This is a genomic window from Streptomyces sp. SAS_281 (genome assembly GCF_052542855.1).
The window spans coordinates 1-22,317 of the sequence record NZ_JBMNDO010000129.1 but is presented as its reverse complement, the minus strand read 5'-3'; the positions used below and the strand labels follow the sequence as shown (position 1 = coordinate 22,317).

Genomic DNA, 22,317 nt, shown 5'->3' with positions numbered 1-22,317 from the left:
CCCCCCCCCCCCCCCCCCCCCCCCCCCCCCCCCCCCCCCCCCCCCCCCCCCCCCCCCCCCCCCCCCCCCCCCCCCCCCCTCGGCGGTATCGCTCAGCCCTCGATGGACGTCATCACGTGCTTGATGCGCGTGTAGTCCTCGAAGCCGTAGGCCGAGAGGTCCTTGCCGTAACCGGACTTCTTGAAACCGCCGTGCGGCATCTCGGCGACCAGCGGGATGTGGGTGTTGATCCACACGCAGCCGAAGTCCAGGTTCTTCGACATCCGCATGGCGCGCGCGTGGTCCTTGGTCCACACCGAGGAGGCCAGGGCGTACTCGACGCCGTTCGCCCACTCCACGGCCTGCGCCTCGTCGCGGAACGACTGGACGGTGATGACCGGGCCGAAGACCTCGTGCTGGATGATCTCGTCGTCCTGCTTGAGCCCGGAGACGACGGTCGGGGCGTAGAAGTAGCCCTTGTCACCGACCCGGTGGCCGCCCGCTTCGACCCGGGCGTGGGCGGGAAGGCGCTCGATGAAGCCGCTGACCTGGGCCAGCTGGTTGGCGTTGTTGAGCGGGCCGTAGGCCACGTCCTCGTCGTCCGGCAGGCCCGTCCTGGTGTCGGCGGCGGCCTTGGCGAGCGCGGTGACGAACTCGTCGTGGATCGACTCGTGGACCAGCACGCGCGTGGCGGCCGAGCAGCCCTGGCCGGCGTTGAAGTAGCCCGCGGCCGAGATGTCCTCGACGGCCTTGGCGATGTCGGTGTCCTCGAAGACGACGACGGGCGCCTTGCCGCCGAGCTCCAGGTGAACCCGCTTGACGTCCTTGGCGGCCGACTCGGCGACCTGCATGCCGGCCCGCACCGAGCCGGTGATGGAGGCCATCGCCGGGGTCCGGTGCTCGACCATCGCGCGGCCGGTGTCACGGTCGCCGCAGATGACGTTGAAGACGCCCTTGGGCAGGATCTGCCCGATGATCTCGGCGATGAGCACGGTCGAAGCCGGCGTGGTGTCCGACGGCTTGATGACCACGGTGTTGCCCGCGGCGAGCGCCGGGGCGAACTTCCAGACGGCCATCATCATCGGGTAGTTCCACGGCGCGACCTGCGCGCAGACGCCGACCGGCTCGCGCCGCACGATGGAGGTCAGCCCCTCCATGTACTCGCCGGCCGAGCGCCCCTCCAGGAGCCGGGCGGCGCCCGCGAAGAAGCGGATCTGGTCCACCATCGGCGGGATCTCTTCGGTGCGGGTCAGCCCGATCGGCTTGCCGGTGTTCTCGGACTCGGCGGCGATGAGGTCCTCGGCCCGCTCCTCGAACGCGTCCGCGATCTTGAGCAGGGCGCGCTGGCGCTCGGCCGGTGTGGCGTCGCGCCAGGCGGGGAACGCGGCCGCGGCGGCGGCCATCGCGGCGTCGACGTCGGCGGGCCCGGAGAGCGGCGAGGTCGCGTAGACCTCCTCGGTCACCGGGTTGACCACGTCGATCGTCCGCCCGTCGGCGGCGTCCCGGAACTCCCCGTTGATGTAGTTGCGCAGACGGCGTACCTCGGCGGTCACGGCCACCCCTCCTCGTGTATGTCCAATGGGTGAGACGACCAGCGTAGTCGGGCGCCGCCGTGCGGCGTCGGGCAAGGCGCCCCCGGGCGCCCGGAGCGGTCCGGATGCCGCCGATCGAGTGGGAAGAGGCGGGCCCGGGCCGCGTGCTGTCCGCTCACCGCGATCCGAATCCTTACGGTGCCGAGTGACCGTTCGGCCGTCTCTTCGTTCCCCCGTACGGGGGCGGGATATCTGATCTGAACCGAGGTGTACGCCATGGTGGCCCCGCCGGACAACGATGTGATCTGGGCGCGTTCCCTGCAGCACTCCCACAACGGCTCACCCGCGCTCGGCGGGGTCTCCCTGGGCATCCGCGACGGCGAGATCCTCGCGGTGACCGGTCCGCGCGGCAGCGGCAAGACGACGCTGCTGCACTGCCTCTCCGGCCAGCTGGTGCCCGAGCAGGGCGAGGTCTGGTTCAACAGCGTGCCCGTGCACACGATGGGGCCGAGGCTGCGCGAGCGGCTGCGCCGCGACAAGTTCGGCTGGATCGCCCCCGAGCCCCAGCTGGTCCCGGAGCTGAACGCCTGGGAGAACACCGCCCTGCCGCTCCTGCTGCGCGGCGCCTCGCACCGGGAGGCCAGGACGACCGCCATGGAGTGGCTGGAGCGCCTGGACATCGGCCCGTGCGCCAAGAAGCGCCCGCACACCCTCCAGCAGAGCCAGCGGCAGCGGATCGCCGTGGCCCGTGCGCTGGCCGCCGGCCCCTCGGTGATCTTCGCCGACGAGCCGACCGCGACGCTGCACCGCACGGACCGCACGCACGTCCTGCGGACCCTGACCAGCGCCGCCCGCTCGCACGGGATCACGGTGGTGCTCGCCACGCACGACGCCGAGATCGCCGCGCTCGCCGACCGCATGGTGCCCCTGCTCGACGGGCGCCGCGTCTCCACCGTCGGCCTGCCCGCCGAAGCCGATCCGGAGGGGCGCGCGGCGTGCTCGCTCTCCGTCTAGCCCGCGGTTCCCATCCGCTGGTCCTGGTGCGGCGGCTGCTGGTCGCGGCCGCCTCCGCCGGGGTCGGCTTCCTGCTTCTGTGCACCCTCGGCTACACCGCCGCGCACCCGCACTCGGCCGGTGCGGTGCTGCGGCTGCTCTGGTGCTTCGTCCCGTTGGCCACGACCGTGCAGTTCGCCGTCGCGGTGGCCCGTACGGACCCGAGCACCCGGCCGCGCACCGGCCTGTCCGCCGTGGGCCTCGGCCCGGTGAAGCTCAGCGTGCTCGCCGCGGTCTCCACCGCCGTCTCATGCACCCTCGGCTCCGCGGTGGCGCTGCTGTTCTTCCTCCATCTGCGCGGCGACCTGTCCGGGCTGCCGTTCGACGGGGCCGCCGCCGACCTGCTCGGCGCGGACGCCTCGTTGCCCGTCGCCGCCGTACTGGTCCTGCTGGCCCTGGTGCCGGTGGCGGCCGCGACGGCCAGTGCGCTGGCGCTGCGCGGCCGGGCCCCGGGCGCCGCCCGCGAGACGGACGACGGCGGCGAGCTGGTGCCCGCCGAGGAGTTCCCCGCCCCCGCCGCGCCGCCGGCCGGGCTGCCCTGGGGCGTCGCCCTGACCGCCGCCGGGCTCGCCGTCGAGGCGTACGCGAGCCGGGGCACGGGAGGCAGCCCCTTCCCGCTGCCCGGCAAGCTGGACGCCACCCCGGCGTGGGTGCTCGTCGGCTGGACGCTGACCGCGATCGGCCTGGCCACGGCGGGCCCCGGCCTGACCCACCTGTGCGGCAAGCTGCTCCAGACGGTCCGGCCCGGGGCCGTACGCCTGCTGGCCGGCCGGGTCCTGATGGACGAGGCGCGCCGGATCGGCCGCCCGCTGGGCATCGTCTGCGCGGTCCTGTCGGCGGTCATCGCCGCCTTCGCGCTGTACGGGACGGGGCCCCGGCCGTTCGGCCCGCTCACGGCGCTGGGGGCGGTGCTCGTCGTCGGCTGCACGACAGCGACGCTGCTGACCTCGGCCCTGGAGGCCCGGCAGGCCCGCGCGGAGACGGCCAGGGCACTGCTGCGGCTCGGGGCCCCGGCCTCGGCGCTGCGCGCGGCGACGGCGTTGCGCGCGGGGGCGCTGCTGGTCCTCTTCGCCCCGCTCACCTGGGCGATCGCCGAGCTGGCCGCGCTGCCGCTGACCCCCTGAGCACGCTGGACGCGATCACCGGACCGGCCGGGCTACCTGCCCGGCCGGTTCCGCGTTTCCGGGTGCGGGCACTTCTCGTATGAGCGTTTCGTAGCATGACCCCTCATGGGAAGCCCGGAGGAGCGCAAGAAGGCACACGGCGACGAGATCGAGTCGCTGGCCGAGTTCGACGCGGCGGTGGCCGCCGGTTCGCTGGCCGGTCGCCATGTGCAGTCGGTGGACCTGACGGAGCGGAGCTCGGCGCTGCTGGCCACGGACACCGCCGGGGCCGTATTCCTCGGCTGCCCGATGGAACCCGGCCCCGAGGAGAAGGTCCGGGCCGGCGGCGCCTTCGTCTTCCCGCCCGTCCCCGGCCTGCCCTTCGACCCGTACCGGGGCCTGCTCTACTCCCCCGACGCGCTCTACGACGGGCTCGCGCGGGAGGGTTACGCGGCCACGCCGGACGCCCTGGCCCATGACTGGTTCCGGCGGACCCGGTCGGACGGGGACGCGTTCGCCTCGATGCTCCGGGCGCTCCACGACGACGCGATCTCGGACGCGCTGGAGGAAGCGCTCGCCGGGGCCCGGGTAGCCGGTGTGATGGGCGGCCACGCGCTGGCCCGGGGCAGCGCCGGTTACGCGGCGGCGGCCCGGCTCGGCAGGGCCCTGGCCCGCAGCGGCCTCACCGTGGCGACCGGGGGCGGCCCGGGCGCCATGGAGGCGGCCAACCTGGGGGCGTACGCGGCGCCGCACGACGACGCGATGCTGGACGAGGCGTGCGCGATGCTCGGCGCGGTGCCGTCCTTCACCCCCTCGGTCACCGACTGGGCGCGGGCCGCCTTCGCGGTACGGGAGCGCTGGCCGGGCGGCGGCGCGTCCGTGTCGATCCCCACCTGGTTCTACGGCCACGAGCCGCCGAATCCCTTCGCGGGACACATCGCCAAGTACTTCACCAACGCGCTGCGGGAGGACGGGCTGCTGGCCCGGTCCAGCTCGGGCGTGATCTTCCTCCCCGGCGCGGCCGGTACCGTCCAGGAGATCTTCGACAGCGCCACCCCGAACTACTACGAGTCACGCGGCGAACCCGTCCCGATGGTGCTGGTGGGCCACGACCACTGGACCCGCGAGCTTCCCGCCTGGCCGCTCCTGCAAACCCTGGCGGCCGGCCGGAGGATGGAGGCCCGCATCGCCCTGGTCGACACGGCGGAGGAAGCGCCCGACGCCCTGGCCCGCCTCTCGGGGGCGTGAACCGTCAGAACAGGGCGGGCAGCACCACGCACTCCGACGCGTCGAAGCCGACGCCCACCCGCTCGCCCTCCTCCGGCGTTCCGCGCAGCGGGCACTCCGCCTCCAGCACCGGACCGCGCTCCGGGTGCAGGGTCACGGCGACATGGCTGCCCCGGAAGGTGCGCGCGCCCACGACGCAGCGCAGCCCCTTCTCCGGCCCGCCGATCCGCACCCCGGCCGGCCGCACCAGCAGATCGCACGCGCCCTGCGGTGACCCCGCCGGCACCGGCACCTCGCCCCAGGCCGTGTCCGCCGCGTCCCCCTCGACGGTCGCCTCGACCACGTTGTCGAAGCCCAGGAACCGGGCCACGAAAGCGGACGCGGGGCGTTGCCACACGTCCAGCGGGGTGCCCACCTGGGCGATACGGCCCTCGCGCATCACGACGACCCGGTCGGCCAGCGCGAACGCCTCGCCCTGGTCGTGGGTGACGGCGAGCACGGTGGTGCCGAGGCGGCCGAAGAGGGCGCGCAGTTCCACCACGAGCCGCTCGCGCAGGCTGCGGTCCAGCTGCCCCAGGGGCTCGTCGAGCATCAGCAGCCGGGGGCGGGGGGCGAGGGCCCGCGCGAGGGCGACGCGCTGCTGCTCGCCGCCGGAGAGCGCGGCGACGGCGCGGCGTTCGGCGCCGGGGAGGCCCACGAGGTCGAGGAGCTCGGCGACCCGGCGGTCCTGTTCGCCCCGGCCGGCCCCGTGCATCCGCAGGCCGAAGGCGACGTTGGCGCCGACGTCCCGGTGCGGGAAGAGCTGGTGGTCCTGGAACATCAGGCCGAGGCCGCGCCGGTGGACCGGGATGCCGTCCTGGTCGGTGCCGTCGAGCAGGACCCGGCCGCCGTCCGGCTCCTGGAGTCCGGCGACCAGGCGCAGCAGGGTGGACTTGCCGCTGCCGCTCGGCCCGAGGACGCAGACGGTCTCGTGGTCGGCGACCTCCAGGTCGACCCGGTCGAGCGCGGCCCGGTCACCGAAGCGGACGGTGGCCGATTCGAGCGTCAGCATCGTTCAGAACTCCCCGGATCGGTCGGTGCGGATGCGTTCGAGCAGCAGCAGCGAGACCGCGCACACGAGCATCAGGATGGTGCTGAGGGCCATGGCCTGGCCGTAGTTCAGGTCCCCGGACCGGCCCAGGAGCCGGGCCACGGCCACCGGCAGCGTCGGGTTGTCGGGCCGGGCGATGAACACGGTCGCGCCGAACTCCCCCAGCGACACGGCGAACGCGAACCCGGCGGCGACCAGCAGGGCCCGCCGCACGAGCGGGAAGTCCACCTCGCGCCAGGCCCGCAGCGGTGAGGCCCCGAGCACCGCCGCCGCCTCGCGCAGCCGGGCGTCCACCGCCCGCAGCACCGGCAGCATGGTCCGTACGACGAAGGGGACCCCGACCAGCGCCTGGGCGAGCGGCACCAGGATCCACGAGGTCCTGAGGTCCAGCGGCGGTTTGTCCAGGGTGATCAGGAAGCCGAAACCGACGGTGACCGCGGAGACCCCGAGCGGCAGCATCAGCAGCGCGTCGAAGCCTCGGACGAGCCGGCCTGCCCGCCGGGTGAGCGCGGCGGCGGCGAGCCCGCCGACGACGAGGGCGATCAGGGTCGCGACGAGGGCGTAGCGCAGCGAGTTCCCGATGGCCTCGATGGGCGCGACCAGGAACGTACCGCTGTTGGCGTCCGCCGAGGTGAGCGCGCGGTAGTAGGCGAGACCGGAGCCGCCGAGCGAGCGTTCCACCAGTACGGCGAGCGGCAGCAGGACCAGCAGCAGCACGCTCAGGAGGACCCCGGCGAGCAGCGTCCACTGCCCGGCCCCGTGCGGCCTGCGCGCGGTCGTCGCCGGGTCGACCAGCTTCAGCGCGCGCTCCCTGCGGCGTACGGTCCAGGCGTGCACGGCGAGGATCGCGCCGACCGCGGCGAACTGCACGAGCGTGAGCACTGCGGCCGTGGGCAGGGCGAGCAGCTGCGCGGTCTGGCGGTAGATCTCCACCTCCAGCGTCGAGAAGCCGGGTCCGCCGAGGATCTGCACGACGCCGAAGGAGGTGAAGGTGAAGAGGAAGACCATCAGCGCGGCTGCGGCCACGGCCGGGGCGAGCGCGGGCAGCGTGACGCGCCGCCAGGCGGTGAACCTGCTCGCGCCGAGCACCCGGGCGGCCTCCTCCTGGCGCGGGTCGAGCTGCGCCCAGAGCCCCCCGACGGTGCGGACGACGACCGCGTAGTTGAAGAACACATGGGCCAGCAGGATCGCCCACACGGTGGTGTCGAGCCGTACACCCCACAGTTCGTCCAGCAGCCCGCCGCGCCCGAGCAGTGCGAGGAAGGCGGTGCCCACGACGACGGTCGGCAGCACGAACGGGACCGTGACCACGGCCCGCAGCACCTGCTTGCCGGGGAAGTCGAACCGGGCGAAGACATACGCGCCGGGCAGCGCGACCAGCAGGGTCAGCGCGGTCGAGGCGAGCGCCTGCCACAGCGTGAACCAGAGGACGTCCCGGATCTCCGGCCTGGCGAGCACCTCGCCGAACCGGCCGAACTGCCAGACACCGTCCGCCTTGAGCCCCCGGCCCACGATCGCGGCGACCGGATAGGCGAAGAACACGGCGAAGAACGCGACGGGCACGGCCATGAGGCCGAGCCGCACGGCGGCCGCGCGCCGGGCCCGGGCGCGTGCGGACCTCCCGCGCGCGCCCGGTCCGCGTACGGGCGTCTTCGTTACTTCACTACGAGCGAGGACCACGACTGGACCCACTGCTCACGGTTCTTGGCGATGGCGTCCGGGGCGGCGGTCGCCGGCTTGTCGGCGGTGGCACCGAACTTCGTGAAGAGCTCGGGCACCTTCGCGTCCTCGGCGACCGGGCTGACGAACATGGTCAGCGGCATGTCCTCCTGGAACTTCTTCCCGATCAGGAAGTCCAGCAGGGCCTTGCCGCCCGCCTCGTTCTTCGCGCCGTCCAGCAGACCGGCGAACTCGATCTGGCGGAAGCACGTCCCGGTGGCGACCCCGGTGGGCGCGGTCTTCGGCTGCGGGTCCGCGTACAGCACCTCGACGGGCGGGCTGGAGGCGTAACTGACGACGAGCGGCCGGTCGGCCTTGGCCTTCTTGCCGCCGGCCGATCCGGAGAACTCCTCGTTGTACGCCTGCTCCCAGCCGTCCACGACCTTGACGCCGTTGTCCTTCAGCTTCTTCCAGTAGTCCTGGTAGCCGTCCTCGCCGAAGGTGGCGACGGTGCCGAGGAGGAAGCCGAGACCGGGCGAGGAGGTCGCGGCGTTCTCGGTGACGAGCAGATCCTTGTACGCGGGCTTCGCCAGGTCGGCGAAGGTCTTCGGCGGTGCGAGCTTCTTGTCGGCGAAGTACTTCTTGTCGTAGTTGACGCAGATGTCACCGGTGTCGACCGGGGTGACCCGGTGCTTGTCCGCGTCCAGCTGGACATCGGCCGGGACCCGGTCCAGTCCCTTGGCCTCGTACGGTGTGAACAGGCCGTTGTCCAGGGCGCGCGAGAGCAGGGTGTTGTCGACGCCGAAGAACACGTCGCCGCGCGGGGATCCCTTGGTCAGGATCTCCTGGTTCAGGGCGGCGCCCGCGTCCCCGCTCTTGAGGACCTTGACGGTGTAGCCGGTCTCGCGGGTGAACTCCTTCAGGACGTCCTTGGAGGCGTTGAAGGAGTCGTGGCTGACGAGGGTGACGGTCTTGGAACCGGTGCCCTTGGTGGAACCGGAACCGGACGCCGAGTCGGCGGAACTTCCGCAGCCGGCCAGCGCGGTGACGCCGAGCGCGGCGGCGACGGCCGCGACCGCGGCCTTCTGGGTGGTGCTCATGTGTGATTCCTCCTGGAGTGACCAGGAAGAGACGCGGCCCTGCCCGCACACCGGCCGGAGCCGGAAGCGGGCAGGGCGCAACAGCTTGAGTATGGTCCGAACTTCCTACCCGGAATGACCCGGGCGAGGTTCAGAGGGTCTGCGGCCAACCTGTCCTTGGTGCCGCACTCTCAGCGCTGTGGCGCTCCCCTGTCGGAATATGCAGTTGATTTCGGCCCCAGGCTACACGGCCGTTTTCAGCCGGGGCCCCGAGTGTCCGGGACCCCGCTCCCTCAGCGCTCGGAGGCCGCCAGCTGCCCGCAGGCGCCGTCGATCTCCTGGCCCCGGGTGTCGCGGACGGTGACCGGCACGCCGTGGCTCGCGATGGCCTCGACGAACGCCCGCTCGTCCTCCGGCCGCGAGGCGGTCCACTTGGAACCGGGCGTCGGGTTCAGCGGGATGAGGTTGACGTGCACCCGCTTGCCCTTGAGGAGGCGCCCCAGCAGATCCCCGCGCCACGCCTGGTCGTTGATGTCGCGGATCAGGGCGTACTCGATGGAGATGCGGCGGCCGGACTTCTCCGCGTACTCCCACGCGGCGTCCAGCACCTCGCGCACCTTCCACCGGGTGTTCACCGGCACGAGGGTGTCGCGCAGCTCGTCGTCCGGGGCGTGCAGCGAGACCGCGAGGCGGCACTTGAAGCCCTCGTCGGCGAACCGCAGCATCGCGGGGACCAGGCCGACGGTGGAGACGGTGATCCCGCGCTGCGAGAGTCCGAGGCCGTCGGGCTCGGGGTCGGTCAGCCGGCGGATCGCGCCGACGACGCGGTTGTAGTTGGCCAGCGGCTCGCCCATGCCCATGAACACGATGTTGGACAGCCGGGCGGGCCCCCCGGGGACCTCGCCGTCCCGCAGCGCGCGCATCCCGTCCACGATCTGGTGGACGATCTCCGCGGTCGACAGGTTGCGGTCGAGACCGGCCTGCCCCGTCGCGCAGAACGGGCAGTTCATCCCGCAGCCGGCCTGCGAGGAGATGCACATCGTGACCCGCTCCGGGTAGCGCATCAGGACGGACTCGACCAGCGTCCCGTCGTGGAGCTTCCACAGGGTCTTGCGGGTGGTGTCGTCATCGCAGCTGATGTGCCGGACGACGGACATCAGGTCGGGGAACATCGCCTCGGCGAGCTTGTCCCGCGACCCGGCCGGGATGTTGGTCCACTCGGCCGGATCGTGCGCGTACCGCGCGAAGTAGTGCTGCGAGAGCTGCTGGGCGCGGAACGGCTTCTCGCCGATCGCGGCGACGGCCTCCCTGCGCTCGGCGGGCGTGAGGTCGGCGAGGTGCCGCGGCGGCTTCTTGGCTCCGCGGGGCGCGACGAAAGTGAGTTCTCCGGGCTTAGGCATGGTTCTTCCAGTGTCGCAGACGCGCGGAGGTGCCCCGGGTCGTCGCCCAGCTCAGCGGCGACCCGGGCGGGACGGTGCCGGTCATTGATGGTGGTTGTAGGTCGTCGTCGGCGGCCCTCCGACGGCCCACAGACGGCCCGGCCCCATGGCCTCGTCCGCAGGTCAGGGCCGTCAGTCGCCGCTGCCGGCGGGAACCGTGCCGACGGCCAAGAGGTGCGAGCTAGCGGCGAGGAGTTCCGGGTACGGCTCTGCCATGCGGGCCGCGTCCACGGCTGAGGCGATCAGCTCATCCGTGGGGCCCTCGCCCGGCTGCTGCTCCGCCGCCTTCACCAGCGACCACGCGGGGCCCTCGATACCGAAGACCTGCACGTCCTCCAGCCCGGAAGCGACCAGCTCCGCCACCAGCTCTTCGGCCCGGTGGAAGTAGGACAGGGTGAACCCCCGCGATCCGTCGTAGACAGCCGTCTCCAGAATCTTGGAGACGGAGTTGTGAATCCGCTCGGTGTGCAGGTGGGCGTACGTGACGTGCTCGAAGAGCGACGCATAGCGATTGATCGCGGCGGCGGCGACCAGGCCGCCGGGCTTTGCCACGCGGGAGGCTTCCGAGAGCGCCCGTTGCCGGTCAGCGGGGTCGGGCAGGTGGTACAGCGGCCCGAGGAGCTGCACGACGTCGAAGGCGTCATCCGGCTCGGGCAGGTCGCGGGCATCCCCGACGACCGCCGGGCACACGGCCGACGCGGCCTCAACGTGACGGGGCACCGGATCTACCAGGGCGACGTCGTAGCCGTCCTTCACCAGCCAATCAGCGTGAATCCCGGTCCCCCCGCCCACATCGAGCACGCGCGCCGGCGCGGGGGGCAGAAAGCGTCGGAGGAGTTCCTGAGTTCTGACCAGTTCCATCCGACCGTCTGCCGAGCTTCGCAGGCGGCTGTCCTCGTTGACCGTCTCGCCATAGAACCGCATCACGGAGGGAGCCAATTCGAGATTCGACATGGTCGCAGTATCGTGTGTACCGGTGGACCAGTCCAGCGCAGGAAATAGGGGAAGCCATGGCAGTCCTGAAGTACGAAGAGATCGCAGAGTTCCTGCGCGCCCGCATCGCCGCTGGTGAGATCGCGCCGGGGGACACAATTCCGTCCGGTCGAGAGCTGGCCGAGCAGTGGGATGTGTCACGCGCCACCGCGATCAAGGCAGTCGATGTTCTGCGAAACGATGGCGTGGTCGTGGCCAAGCAGGGGACCGGGTTCGTCGTCACGGAAACGCCCGTGGCACGCCCCGCCGGCGCTCGCCGCGCCGGGTCGGCGCGCATCTTGGGTGGGATGCCGTTCCTGCGCGTCGGCGAGCCCGACTGGGCGGAACCCCCCGCCCGGGTCGCCGCCACCCTTGGGCTCTCGCCCGGGGTGAAGGCGCTCCGGCGCGTTCGCGTGCTCCAGCTCCCGGACGGAACACCGAATAGCTGCGTTGAGGCGTGGTTCCCTCCGGAGGTCGCGGAGGCCTCGCCGCGCCTGGCAGACACCGCCCCGATCGCAGAAGGGACGACGCGCTACGTCCGACGCCAGACCGGGCGGGGTCCGGCTGAAGGCGTGGACGTGACGACCGTGCGGGGGGCGTCGGAGACGGAAGCGGAGCGCCTAGGGGTACCGGGAGGGACACCCGTCGCCGTGCTGCTGCACACGGCGTACGACGACCAGGGGAAGCCGCTGGTCTGCGAGGAGGGGGTTACGCCCTCCTCGCTCTTCGAGCAGGTGGACACCTACCCCATGTAGGCACCCAACGATCAATCGCGAATCTGGACCGGTCCACCGGTCCAGATTTTTTTCGCTCCACAAAACCCGGCGCCACCTGCAGCTTTCCTCCTAGACGTGCCACGAACCGCAAATCCACCACTTGACTGGACCGGTCCACCGGTCCAGTCTTCTGGTGCGGCCAACGCCCGCCCCGGAACTTTCCGAGGGAGCGACTCAGCCGTGGTTTGACCTGCGTAAAGCGCCCGGAGGGCTCCGTGAAACGTGTCCGAAGGAAGCGTCCGCTTCTTGAGAACTAAACAGTGAACTGAGGCGGGGTGAGAGCCCTCGCCCCCGCGGCGGCCGGGTGAGCCGTCGGCAGTGGTACGGCGCGTCGGCGCGGTACGCACGATCCTGCGGCCCTGGAGAACACCCCGGTGCCACCCGCAGTGAGCTGCCCTGCTGAGCGCCAGGCAGAGAGATGGCGCCCCACCCCCGCAGTTTCCCGCTGCGGCCGGTTGCCTCCCCCGCCCGTCCGGCTCGCCTTTGTAGCGGTGCCGTACGGGCGGGGCTGAGGGGAGCCGGAACACCCTTTCCCGCTTCATCCGCAGACGGCGTGCGGCCCCGGTGCTGGAACACCGGGGCCGCTGTTGCTGGGCCGTCACACTGTGAGGAGACAACGACCCATGATCCCCATCGCTGCACTTCAGGACCTTGTTACGGCCGGTTCGCTCGACTTCGAGCCGTCGGCCGATGAGCTTGACGCGATCGAGCAGGAGATGCCGCTCATCCGGGCGGAGGTCGAGCTGCTGGACGCGCAGATCATGACCATCGACCGCCCGGCCAGTGAGCTGGACGTGCGGCGTATCCGCCGGGCCCGGAACCGGGTCATGGCGGCCCGCCGCGACCTGACCAACCGCACCGTCACGGTGCAGCCGGGCGGTGCCGCGTGAGCGCCGTACAGACCGCGCCGAAGCCGGAACTGCTGTTGGACCATCGGGGCGCGCCCAAGCCGAAGAACGAATCGGACCTGGACTGCGCGTCGGTTCAACTGAAGGCGTCGTTCCACGAGGCCGGGCACGCTGTGCTGGCCATGACCTACGGGATCCACGTCGTCACTAGCGAAATCATGGCCTGGACCGACGAAGACGTCTGGAACATCACCGGCTCCACCGAGCTGAACGTCGACCGGGCCGGCGCGTGGCAGTACGCGGCGATGTGCGCGGCCGGAGCTGTCGCCGAGGTGCAGTACCTGCTCATCGCCGGGCTGTGGACGCCGGATCGGGCGCTCGCCTGCGCAGCGCTCCACGACCGGGAACTGGCCGTCGACGTCCTCGCGCGCTGCGGCGCCCGCCTGGGCCGCACGCACGTCCCGGGCGGTGGCCGGTCGTGGGCGCAGGTACGCGGCATGGCGCGTCGCCGGGTCGCCTACCACTGGCGGGAGATCCGGTTGGTCGCCGAGGCGATCAACGAGCGCACTCTCGTCACGGGCGAGGAGATCGCCGCAATCACCAGCCTCACCAACCCGCCCCGGCCCGAGGGGGGTGTGGCGTGATGGGCTTCCGTGACAAGGTCCGCGACCTGGCCATCAACCACATGACGGACACGGACGGCACTCCGAACCTGGCGCGCCGGGCATCTCAGGCCGCCGCTCTGGTCGCCCACTCCGCCGCCGATCACTCCACCGCTGCCGCTGCCGGTATCTCGCTGCTCGGTGCGGCCGCCGTCGCGGCCGAGGGCGCCCTGTCCAACTACGTCTGCCCTCCCGGCGAGTACGCCACGTTCAAGAAGGGCGGTGCGTCATGAGCGTCTATGCCGAGGAGCGCCGCGCGGACCGTGCGGCGGATGCCGAACAGCGGCGTATCGACCGTGCCGCCGCCGACGAACGCCGGGCCGAGCGGGTGCGGGTCGCCGATGAGCGGGCCGCCCGGCTTCGTGAGCAGGAGCATGCGGAGCGGGACCGGGTGCGGCGGGCGCGGGCTGCGGCGCGTGCGATGCGGCGGTCGGCTCGGGGTGAGGCGCTGACGGCGGGCAACGTGTACCGCAAGGGCACGCTCGCCCTGGTCACAGCGTCCGCTCTGGGGTCGCTGCCGGCGCAGGTGCTGCACTTCGTCGCGATCTCTCCGACGCTGCTTCCGTTGCCGTTGGCTATCGAGGGGGCGGCGTGGGTGATGGCGGCCGGTGTCGCCTACGCCGATGAGCGGGGCTTGCCGGTGTGGGTGCGGTGGCTGCTGCGGTCGCTGGTCGTCGGTGCGGCGGGGTTCGCCGCGGCCATCAACTACGCCTACGGCACCCACCTGCCGGGCCTGTCCGCTGCGGACGCGCAAACGGCGGGGGTCGGGCTTGCGGCGGTCACGCTGCTGGGCCCGCTCCTGTTCGAGGTGCGCCAGTGGGTGACCACCCTGTCGGTGAAGAGCGGCAGTGCCGAGGACAAGGCGCGGCACAGGCACGACCGCAAGCGCCGCCGTCAACACCGATCGATCGCGCTTGTGGCCGATCGGCTGGTGTCGGCCGCACCGTTCGGTGAGCTGTCCTTCGAGGACGCGTTCGCCCGTGCCTGGGAGATCGAGACCGGCACGGACGAGCCCGGCATGACACCGAAGCTGCACAAGCGGGCCGCCCGATCGGTCGCCGCGCTCGCCGCCGCCCAGCGGCCCGCAGAACCCGCACAGCCCCGGGTTGGTGGGTGGCTGCGCCGCCGCCGACCGATCACCCTCCCAGCCATCGAATCGGTGGATACATCATCAAATCGGTCTACGGCTGACCTGGGAGAGTCGGCCCCGCGCCCGGCGGTACTGCCCGCCCCTGTGGTCGTCGACGTCGTGAAGGCGATCGAGCCGCCCCGCGTTCGCGCGGTGGCCGCCGCTGAGTCTGTCCGGCCGCGTCGGGCGACCGGCCGCGTGCCGGACGCTGCCCGATCGAAGCGGCCGGTCCGCACCGCCGATCAGTTGCTCAATGAGGCCCGATCGGTGACCGCCGACTGGCTGGCCGCCGACCTGACGGCCGAAGCGATCCGCAAGGCCCTCCACACCTCGCCCGCCAAAGCCCGCGTCCTGCGGGACACCCTGCGCGCCGAACGATCGACGGCACCCGCTGAGGCGGCGTGATGGGCGCACTCCCGGAATACCGGTGGCGGCTCGCCCCGGACGGCTACGCCACCCGCCGTCAGCTTCGCGCGATGGGGCTGCGGCCCGGCGGTCAGGATGTCGCTGCCGTCGTCTGCCGGCCGCGTCGCCGCCGCGAACCGCTGCTCGCCTACCTCTACCGCATCGACCTCGCCCGCCCGGTACGGCCCATGACACCGGGCCGTACCGCCGCGCTCGCGGCGGCCATGCGGGCTCGCCGTACCTGCCCCGCCTGCCTGCGGGATGCCGGGTACTGCATCCCGCGCTCGCTCGGCACCTGCGTGCCCTGCGCCGATTCCCCTTCGCTGACTTCCTGACCTGGAAGGACTCGCATGGACCCGAACCTGCCCGTGCCCCGGGCTCTGACCGTCGTCCAGCTCCCGGACGGCACCTACAGCTACGCCGACCCGACGTCCCTGCCCGCCCTGCAGGCGCCGCCGCAGCAGATCGTGCAGCACATTCACCACGCCCCGCCCGACCGCACCGTTCAGCGTCTCGCGCTGGGCTCCGGGATCGGTGCCGGGACGGTCGCGGCCGGGGTGTACTTCGGGCCGCTGCTGGTCGGCGTGCTGACCGCGATTGCCGCGAACCTCGCCCTGCTCGCGTTCCTGGCCGCGGTCATGGCCTGGGGCGTCGTCACCGTCGTCCGGTCCGTCGGCGGCAGTGAAGGCAAGGCCGTGTCCAAGGCGGTGCCCCGGGGGCGTCGGCGCCGCTGACGGCCCTCTGTCCGCCCGGACAACGTGCCGGGCGGGTGGAGGGCCGGACAGCCCGGCCCCCACCCTGGGAGGCACCGAGATGCACAGCTACACCCCCGCCGAGAAGCGCGAGCGCAACAGGCTGTTCCGCAAGGGCTTCCGCCAGGCCATGGCCGACTGCGTCGACCCGCGCCTGGAAGCCCGGATCGAGCGGATCGACCAGCGGGCCGCCGAGCGCGGAGCGCAGGAACTGCGGGCGCTGCACCAGGTGCAGGCCGACGCCCGCCAGGCACTCGCCAACGCCAAGGCCGCCGAGCGCACCGTCCCCCGCGCCGACCGTTCCGCCGCCCGCCAGGCCCGCCGGGCCGCCGAGGACGCCGTGCGCCGCGCCGAGCGCGCCGTCATGCGCGCCGAGAGCTGACCGGGGGCGGCCGGATTCCTTGGCCGGGCCGGCCGCCCCGTTCCTCATCCCACCAGCAGCAATAAGCAGGAGAGGCACGCCCATCATGACTGAACTCGCCGTGGAAGGGGCCGACATGGGCACCCTGCACCACCTCGACGACCACCGCCCCACCCCCGACACCACCAAGCCCACCCCGGACCTCGACAAGCCCGCCGACGGCGGCAGCGCGGTGGAGGCGGTTGACCGCCCGGACAACCCCCTCGCCGACTGGCTGACCGTGCCCGACGCCCCGGTTCTGCCCGCGTGGGCGCGGTCGGCCGCCTCGATCAAGGCCAACGCCGCCGCGCTGGTCCGCCTGTCGTGGTGGCACACCCGTTTCCACGCCTTCCGGGTGCCCAAGTACCTGGTCAAGACGGTGCTGCTTGCCGCGCGGGGCTTCTTCCGGGCCACGGTCGGGCTGTGGCCGACGCTGTCCGCGCAGGATCACACCGCGACCGTCCGCGCCCTGCGTGCGCAGGTCAAGGCGCGGCCGGAGGATGTGGACCTGGCCGCACGGCTCCAGCTCGCGCACTTCGAGCGCACCCGTACGCGGCGATGGCGGTTCGGTGCCGCCGCCGTCGGCGTCGCATCCGCCGCGATCGGCATCGCCCTGGCCGATCCGGTGCTCCAGACCGGGATCGCGGCGGCCGTCGTCACCCCGCTCGCCTACCTGGGCAGGGGCAGGGACGCCCAGTTCCTGGATCAGGGGGCGCCGCCGCTGCGGGTGGACATGTCCGCGCAGCAGCTCAACGACGCGCTTCGCGCGGCCGGTCTCCTGAAAAGCGGCCGGGCCGGCGAGGACGAGAAGGACTGGCCTCGGGTTTCTTGCTCGATGGGCCCGGTCCGTGACGGCCGTGGCTGGGCAGTGATCTTCGACCTCCCCCGGGGCGGCGGCAAAACCGCCTCCGACGTGCTCGCCAAGCGGGAGGTCATCGCGCAGGAACTCGGGGTCGATGAGATCCAGGTCATCATGTCCCGGGTCCGGGCGGCCAAGGGCGGCAACGCCGGCCGCGTCTCCATGTGGGTCGCGGACGATGACCCGTACCTGGGCACGCCGAACCCCTCTCCGCTCGCGTCGGCGGAGACATTCTCGATCTGGGAGCCGATCCCGTTCGGTCAGGACGCCCGCGGTAACCGCATCGCGGTCCCGGTGATGTGGCAGTCGATGTTCTTCGGCGGGCTTCCCCGCCGGGGCAAGACCTTCACCCAGCGGCTGATGACGGCGGCCGGACTGCTCGACGCCTACGTGCGGCACTACGTCGCGGACGGCAAGGGCGGGGCGGACTGGATGCCCATGCGGGCCGTCGCCCACCGCCTGGTCATGGGTGCCGAGGACGACGCGGTCGAAGCCCTCAAGGCCATGCTCGCCGAACTGCTGGTGGAGATGGAACGGCGGTTCGCGATCCTGCGGGAGCTGCCCACCAGCATCTGCCCCGAGGGCAAGCTGACCCCCGAGATCGTGAAGCGGTACAACCTGCCGGTCATCTTCGTGACCATCGACGAACTGCAGGAGTACTTCACCGCGATGGAGCGCGAGGACCGCGAGCAGGTCATCAACGACCTGTGCCGGATCGCCCGACGCGGACCGGCCGCCGGGTTCGTCTCCAACTTCGCCTCCCAGCGCCCCGACGCCGAGTCCGTCCCGTCGAAGCTGCGGGAGATCATCACCCTGCGCTACTCGACACAGGTTGTAGACCGGACGTCATCCGACATGGTGCTGGGCAAGGGCAAGGCCGCCCAGGGCGCCGACGCCTCCGTGCTGTCCGAGGAGCACAAGGGTGTCGGTGTGCTGGTGACCGGTCCGGCGTCGTACGTGACCGTGCGGGCCGACTACCTCGACGGGCCCGGCTTCGCCCAGCTCTGCGCCAAGGGCCGCGCCCTGCGCGAGGCGGCCGGACAGCTCAGCGGCGACGCGGCCGGAGACGTCACGGCGGCCGCCGACGCGGCCGGGCTCAAGCTCGCCCCGATCCTCTCCGACGCTCTCGAAGTCATGCGGCACTCGCCCCGCATGTTCACCACCGACCTCCTCGCCGGGCTCGTGAACATCGATGAGGACACCTACGGCGACTTCAACGCCGAACGCCTCGCCTCCGAACTCGAAGCGGCCGGCGTGAAGCGCACCAGCAAGCAGGTGAAGATCAGCGGTACCAACGCCGCCGGGTACCAGCGCCGCGACATCGAAGCAGCCGTCCCCGCAGAGATCCTTCTCGCCCAGGGGTAGAGGGGACCCCACTACCCGACCCCCTCCCCGGCGCCCCTCTTCGGGCCCTTCCCGGCGCTTGCGGGAGGGGCCCGGAGTAGTGGGGGCCCATTACCCCGGTAGCGGGGGAGGTAAGGGCCTGTGACCTGCAAGGTAAGGCAGGTAGAGGGGGCGCGGGCACCCCCGCCCGCACCCCTCCACAGGCCCGTTTCAGCACCAAGGGCGGCCCCCGTCTCGCCAAAGCCGGGGCCGCCCTCATCCAGCACACAACAGAACTGGAGACACCCAGCATGACCCAACCCACCCCCATCCGGCGAGCCCCCCGCCGCCGTCCCCGGCTCCTGGACCTCTCCTGCTGCCAGGGCGGCGCCTCCATGGGCTACCAGCGCGCCGGATTTGATGTGACCGGTGTCGACCTCGCTCCGCAGCCGCGCTACCCGTTCGAGTTCGTTCAGGGCGACGCGATCGCGTTCGTCCGCGAGCACGGGGGCGAGTTCGACTCCATCCACGCCTCCCCGCCGTGCCAGCGCTACAGCCGTGCGCAGAAGATCCAGCACCGCGACCACCCCGACCTCATCGCCCCCACCCGGACCGCCCTCGAAGCCACCGGGCGGCCGTGGGTGATCGCAAACGTGGAAGAGGCCGCGCCGGAACTGCGTGACCCGGTGACCTTGTGCGCGGCGGCGTTCGGGATGCGGACCTACCGCCACCGCCTCTTCGAGACCGGCGGCGGCTTCACCCTCCCCCAGCCGTACCACCCCGAACACCTCGCCCCGCTGACCAAGATGGGCCGCCCCCGGGCCGCCGGGCACTTCGCGCACTACGTCGGCAACTTCTCCGGCGTCGCCGACGCCCGCGCCGACATGCGGGTGCCGTGGATGAACCGCGACGGCATCCGCGAGTGCATCCCCCCGGCCTACACCCACTGGATCGGCACCCACGCCCGCTACAGCCTGAGCGCCATGGCGGTGGCCGCATGAACGCCCACCTGACCACCGCCCTGAACCTCGCCGCACGCGGCGTGCCGGTGCTGCCCCTGCGGGCGGGGAAGGTCCCGTTCGGGAACTGCCCCGCCTGCCGGAACAACTCCTGCGGCGGCCGGCCGAACATGAAGACCCCCGGCCCCTGCACTTGCCCCCGCCCCTGCCACGCCTGGGCCGCCGCCACCACCGACCCCGACACCCTGACCGGGCCCGGATGGGCATCGGCGTGGCGGCAGGCCGGTGCCGTGGCTTACCACCCCGGCGGCACCGGCCTGACCGTCGTCGACCTCGACAACGCTGACGCCATCGCCTGGGCCCGCCGGGAGCTTCCGGCCACCCGCACCGTGCCGACGACGCGGGGCGAGCACTGGACCTACCGGGGCGCCATGCCGTCCGTGAACGGCGTGCGGCCCGGCGTCGACATCAAGTCCACGATGTCCTACGCCCGCTGGCTGGGCCCCGGCACCGGCACCATGGCCACCCTGCCCGACGCGGTGCGGGCCCTGGCCGTCGCGAAGCCGTCGCCGGTCCGTCCCGTCACCGCGTCCGTGCCGGCCGGTGGCGGGGCGTGCTGTCACCGCACGCCCGTCTTCCTGGAGCGCGGTATTGCGATGGCTGAGCAGCGCATCACCACCGCCACGACCGCCGTGCACGCGACCGTGTACCGCACCTTCCTCGCTGTGCTGTCCAGGCACGGCCGGTGCGGCTGCCTGACCGACGCCCATGCCGCGCGGTTGTTCACTGCCGCGCAGGCCAAGGGCGAGTCCGCCCGGCACTGCGCGGACGCGTGGGTCAACGCACGCACAGCACTGGGGATGTGAGTCATGTCCGAGGACGAGAAGAACCCCGCGCGCGAAGTCATCACCAAGTACGCGCAGTCCCACTTCCGGTACTTCCGCACCGCCGACGGCACCGTCTACGCCCAGCGCAACGGCCACCCCGTCGCCCGCCCCATCCGCTCTCAGGGCACCACCGGGAGCCACCGGCAGGAACTCATGGTCGGCATGTTCAAGGACGGGGCCGGCGTCTTCAACGGCACCGCCCTCAAGGAGGCACTCGACTTGATCGAAGCACTCGCGCTCACCGAGACCACCCAGGCCGTGCACATCCGCGTCGCCCCCGGCTTCGACGGGGCAACGTGGCTGGACCTGGGCCATGCCGACGGACAGTCCGTCCGCATCCACCCCACCGGCTGGGACATCACCGTCCCCGACCCGCGCGAGGTGTCCTGGCGGCGCACCCAGCTCACCGGGGAACTGCCCCTGCCGGCCAAGGACACCGACGGCAAGGGCATCGACCTCCTGCTCAGGTTGTGCAACTTCGCCACCGCGGAAACCGAGTGCCTGGCCATCGCCTGGCTCATCGGCTGCCTGGGCCCGTCCGTCCCGGTCCCGGCCCCGTTCCTGACCGGACCGCAGGGGGCGGGGAAGTCGACCGGCGGGCGGATGCTCGTACGCATCGTGGAAGGGATGAGCGGGGACCTGCGCCGGGCCCCGAAGGATGAGGAGAACCTGATCGCCGCCGTCGCGGCGGGATGGGTGACGGCCCTGGACAACCTGTCCCACATGACGCCGGACCTGTCCGACGCCATGTGCTGCATCGTCACCGGCGCAGAGTCCGTGAAGCGGGCCCTGTTCACCGACGGCGACGTGCACCGGGCCCGCTACCGCCGCCCGCTGCTCCTGACCGGCATCGACGTCGGCGTCATCCGCCCCGACCTCGCAGAACGCCTCCTGCCCCTGCGGCTGGAACGCCCCCGCGTCCGGCGCACGGAAGCCGAACTCTGGGGCGAGTTCGAAGAGGCCCTGCCGGTCATCCTCGGCTCGCTCCTGGACCTGACGGTGAGGGTCCGGGCGGCTGAGGCGGAGACGCCGACCGATCTGCGGATGGCGGACTTCGCGCACCTGTGCGCACAGCTCGACTCCGCCACCGGCCTCGGAGCGCTCGCCGCGTACCGGGCGAGCCTGGACGACCTGAACGACGACGTGATCGAAGGGGACCTCCTCGCTCAGACCGTCCTCAAGCACGCCGAGGACATCGCCCCCGGCAGTGAGCAGCGGATGACGTCCACCGAGTGGCTGCACCACCTCAGCCGCCTCTACAGCGGCGACGAACTCCGCCCGCTGCCCAAGGGCTGGCCGACCACCGGCAAGGTGCTCTCCGACCGGCTCAAGCGCCTTCAGCCCACCCTCGCCGCCCGGGGCGTCCTCATCGACTCCGGCCGCACCCGCGAGGGCCGCTACCTCGAAATGGCCCGCCCGGCCGCCGCACCGCCCGAGTACGAGCAGCCGGAGATGCACTGACCCGTACCGCCGCTTCGCTGGACAAGCAAGAAGAGCACGCCCGCGCGGGTGCTCTTCTTGCTGTTCGGCGGAAAGCCGCCCAAAGGTCGCGCCGCGAAGCGGCCCCTCATTCACGCCCTGAGAGCTCCCACACCACTACAGAACCCCTTCCCTTTTTCCTAAGTAGGGAAGCTCTGCGTCACAGCGTCACACGGACGGCAAAAACACCCCCTGGCCTGCGGCTAAGGGCGTGACGCAGACGGCAAAGCTCTGCGTCATCCTGCGTCACCTGCGTCACGCCGTGACGCACCCCGTGACGCACCGATGACGCACGCCCACACACCCGCGTCACACAAAACCGCAGGTCAGCGCCCCGCGTGACGCTCGTGACGCTGTGACGCAGAAATCCGCACCTAGGACAGGCACAGCCGCCCCTTCCCCAAGGAGTCGCACCGTGGCCCCGAAACGTGCCCCCGAGACCGACCCGCAGACCACCCTGCGCGCCGGCCTCCCAGACCGCTACCTCACCCCCGACGACCTGAGGCAGATGTTCGGCCTGCCGAGCGTCGAAACGGTCTACGCCTGGCGCAAGACCGGCGTAGGGCCGCCCGCCATCCGCATCGGCAAGTACCTGCGCTACGACCCCGCCGCAGTCCGCACCTGGGTCGAGAGCAACACCGCAGCCGTCGCCTGACACCCACCAACCAGCAGGGGCACGACCACCCGGTCGTGCCCCTGCCCCAT

General features: G+C 72.1%; 21 protein-coding genes and 1 pseudogene. 16 read left to right on the top strand and 6 right to left on the bottom strand.

Annotated elements, in window-relative coordinates; translation table 11 throughout:
- Positions 1-92: 92 nt before the first annotated feature.
- Complete coding sequence (locus tag ACN6LM_RS32505) at positions 93-1,532, bottom strand: gamma-aminobutyraldehyde dehydrogenase (protein WP_445068994.1); 1,440 nt, start codon at positions 1,530-1,532, stop codon at positions 93-95.
- Between the two features lie 339 nt (positions 1,533-1,871).
- Here ACN6LM_RS32505 and ACN6LM_RS32500 point away from each other — a divergent pair.
- The 3 genes and pseudogenes from ACN6LM_RS32500 to ACN6LM_RS32490 form a co-directional block, all read left to right on the top strand.
- Positions 1,872-2,525: pseudogene (locus ACN6LM_RS32500) on the top strand (ABC transporter ATP-binding protein); the annotation flags it as partial.
- Positions 2,507-3,688 carry a hypothetical protein gene (locus ACN6LM_RS32495; RefSeq protein ID WP_445068993.1) on the top strand — a complete coding sequence of 394 codons (1,182 nt, stop codon included), beginning with the start codon at positions 2,507-2,509 and terminating at the stop codon, positions 3,686-3,688. The pseudogene ACN6LM_RS32500 and the gene ACN6LM_RS32495, both read left to right, overlap by 19 nt.
- Positions 3,689-3,793: 105 nt before the next feature.
- On the top strand, positions 3,794-4,915 hold the full coding sequence (locus tag ACN6LM_RS32490) for an LOG family protein (RefSeq protein ID WP_445068992.1): 1,122 nt from the start codon (positions 3,794-3,796) through the stop codon (positions 4,913-4,915).
- A 4-nt stretch (positions 4,916-4,919) separates the two neighbouring features.
- Here ACN6LM_RS32490 and ACN6LM_RS32485 read toward each other — a convergent pair whose 3' ends face one another.
- The 5 genes from ACN6LM_RS32485 to ACN6LM_RS32465 form a co-directional block, all read right to left on the bottom strand.
- Positions 4,920-5,945, bottom strand: coding sequence for an ABC transporter ATP-binding protein (locus tag ACN6LM_RS32485; RefSeq protein ID WP_445068991.1), 1,026 nt, complete (start codon positions 5,943-5,945; stop codon positions 4,920-4,922).
- Between the two features lie 3 nt (positions 5,946-5,948).
- Positions 5,949-7,553 (bottom strand): ABC transporter permease, encoded by a 1,605-nt coding sequence (locus ACN6LM_RS32480; RefSeq protein WP_445068990.1) that lies wholly within the window; start codon positions 7,551-7,553, stop codon positions 5,949-5,951.
- A gap of 86 nt (positions 7,554-7,639) precedes the next feature.
- Complete coding sequence (locus tag ACN6LM_RS32475; RefSeq protein ID WP_445068989.1) at positions 7,640-8,743, bottom strand: thiamine ABC transporter substrate-binding protein; 1,104 nt, start codon at positions 8,741-8,743, stop codon at positions 7,640-7,642.
- A 272-nt stretch (positions 8,744-9,015) separates the two neighbouring features.
- Complete coding sequence (rlmN, locus tag ACN6LM_RS32470) at positions 9,016-10,122, bottom strand: 23S rRNA (adenine(2503)-C(2))-methyltransferase RlmN (RefSeq protein ID WP_164401695.1); 1,107 nt, start codon at positions 10,120-10,122, stop codon at positions 9,016-9,018.
- 171 nt (positions 10,123-10,293) lie between these two features.
- The gene (locus ACN6LM_RS32465; RefSeq protein ID WP_445068988.1) at positions 10,294-11,115 is read right to left on the bottom strand and encodes a class I SAM-dependent methyltransferase; all 822 of its coding nucleotides are present in this window, start codon (positions 11,113-11,115) and stop codon (positions 10,294-10,296) included.
- 56 nt (positions 11,116-11,171) lie between these two features.
- Here ACN6LM_RS32465 and ACN6LM_RS32460 point away from each other — a divergent pair, with 56 nt between their 5' ends.
- The 13 genes from ACN6LM_RS32460 (at position 11,172) to ACN6LM_RS32400 (ending at position 22,267) form a co-directional block, all read left to right on the top strand.
- Positions 11,172-11,888 (top strand): GntR family transcriptional regulator, encoded by a 717-nt coding sequence (locus tag ACN6LM_RS32460; protein ID WP_445068987.1) that lies wholly within the window; start codon positions 11,172-11,174, stop codon positions 11,886-11,888.
- A gap of 644 nt (positions 11,889-12,532) precedes the next feature.
- Positions 12,533-12,799 (top strand): DUF6284 family protein, encoded by a 267-nt coding sequence (locus tag ACN6LM_RS32455; protein ID WP_445068986.1) that lies wholly within the window; start codon positions 12,533-12,535, stop codon positions 12,797-12,799.
- Positions 12,796-13,401 (top strand): hypothetical protein, encoded by a 606-nt coding sequence (locus ACN6LM_RS32450; protein WP_445068985.1) that lies wholly within the window; start codon positions 12,796-12,798, stop codon positions 13,399-13,401. The genes ACN6LM_RS32455 and ACN6LM_RS32450 overlap by 4 nt, the downstream gene beginning before the upstream one ends.
- On the top strand, positions 13,401-13,652 hold the full coding sequence (locus tag ACN6LM_RS32445) for a hypothetical protein (protein ID WP_445068984.1): 252 nt from the start codon (positions 13,401-13,403) through the stop codon (positions 13,650-13,652). Before ACN6LM_RS32450 ends, ACN6LM_RS32445 begins: the two co-directional genes overlap by 1 nt.
- Positions 13,649-14,953, top strand: coding sequence for a hypothetical protein (locus ACN6LM_RS32440; protein ID WP_445068983.1), 1,305 nt, complete (start codon positions 13,649-13,651; stop codon positions 14,951-14,953). The genes ACN6LM_RS32445 and ACN6LM_RS32440 overlap by 4 nt, the downstream gene beginning before the upstream one ends.
- Positions 14,953-15,288: an RRQRL motif-containing zinc-binding protein gene (locus ACN6LM_RS32435; protein WP_445068982.1), complete on the top strand. Its 336-nt coding sequence runs from the start codon at positions 14,953-14,955 to the stop codon at positions 15,286-15,288. The genes ACN6LM_RS32440 and ACN6LM_RS32435 overlap by 1 nt, the downstream gene beginning before the upstream one ends.
- 15 nt (positions 15,289-15,303) lie before the next feature.
- Positions 15,304-15,687: a DUF6251 family protein gene (locus tag ACN6LM_RS32430; protein WP_445068981.1), complete on the top strand. Its 384-nt coding sequence runs from the start codon at positions 15,304-15,306 to the stop codon at positions 15,685-15,687.
- A gap of 79 nt (positions 15,688-15,766) precedes the next feature.
- On the top strand, positions 15,767-16,087 hold the full coding sequence (locus tag ACN6LM_RS32425; RefSeq protein ID WP_445068980.1) for a hypothetical protein: 321 nt from the start codon (positions 15,767-15,769) through the stop codon (positions 16,085-16,087).
- Between the two features lie 85 nt (positions 16,088-16,172).
- Entirely contained in the window at positions 16,173-18,329 is a 2,157-nt protein-coding gene (locus tag ACN6LM_RS32420; RefSeq protein ID WP_445068979.1) for an FtsK/SpoIIIE domain-containing protein, read from the top strand.
- A gap of 269 nt (positions 18,330-18,598) precedes the next feature.
- On the top strand, positions 18,599-19,288 hold the full coding sequence (locus tag ACN6LM_RS32415; protein WP_445068978.1) for an SAM-dependent methyltransferase: 690 nt from the start codon (positions 18,599-18,601) through the stop codon (positions 19,286-19,288).
- Complete coding sequence (locus tag ACN6LM_RS32410) at positions 19,285-20,112, top strand: bifunctional DNA primase/polymerase (protein WP_445068977.1); 828 nt, start codon at positions 19,285-19,287, stop codon at positions 20,110-20,112. The genes ACN6LM_RS32415 and ACN6LM_RS32410 overlap by 4 nt, the downstream gene beginning before the upstream one ends.
- A 3-nt stretch (positions 20,113-20,115) precedes the next feature.
- Complete coding sequence (locus ACN6LM_RS32405) at positions 20,116-21,594, top strand: ATP-binding protein (protein ID WP_445068976.1); 1,479 nt, start codon at positions 20,116-20,118, stop codon at positions 21,592-21,594.
- 433 nt (positions 21,595-22,027) lie between these two features.
- Entirely contained in the window at positions 22,028-22,267 is a 240-nt protein-coding gene (locus tag ACN6LM_RS32400; RefSeq protein WP_445068975.1) for a helix-turn-helix transcriptional regulator, read from the top strand.
- Positions 22,268-22,317 lie beyond the last annotated feature (50 nt).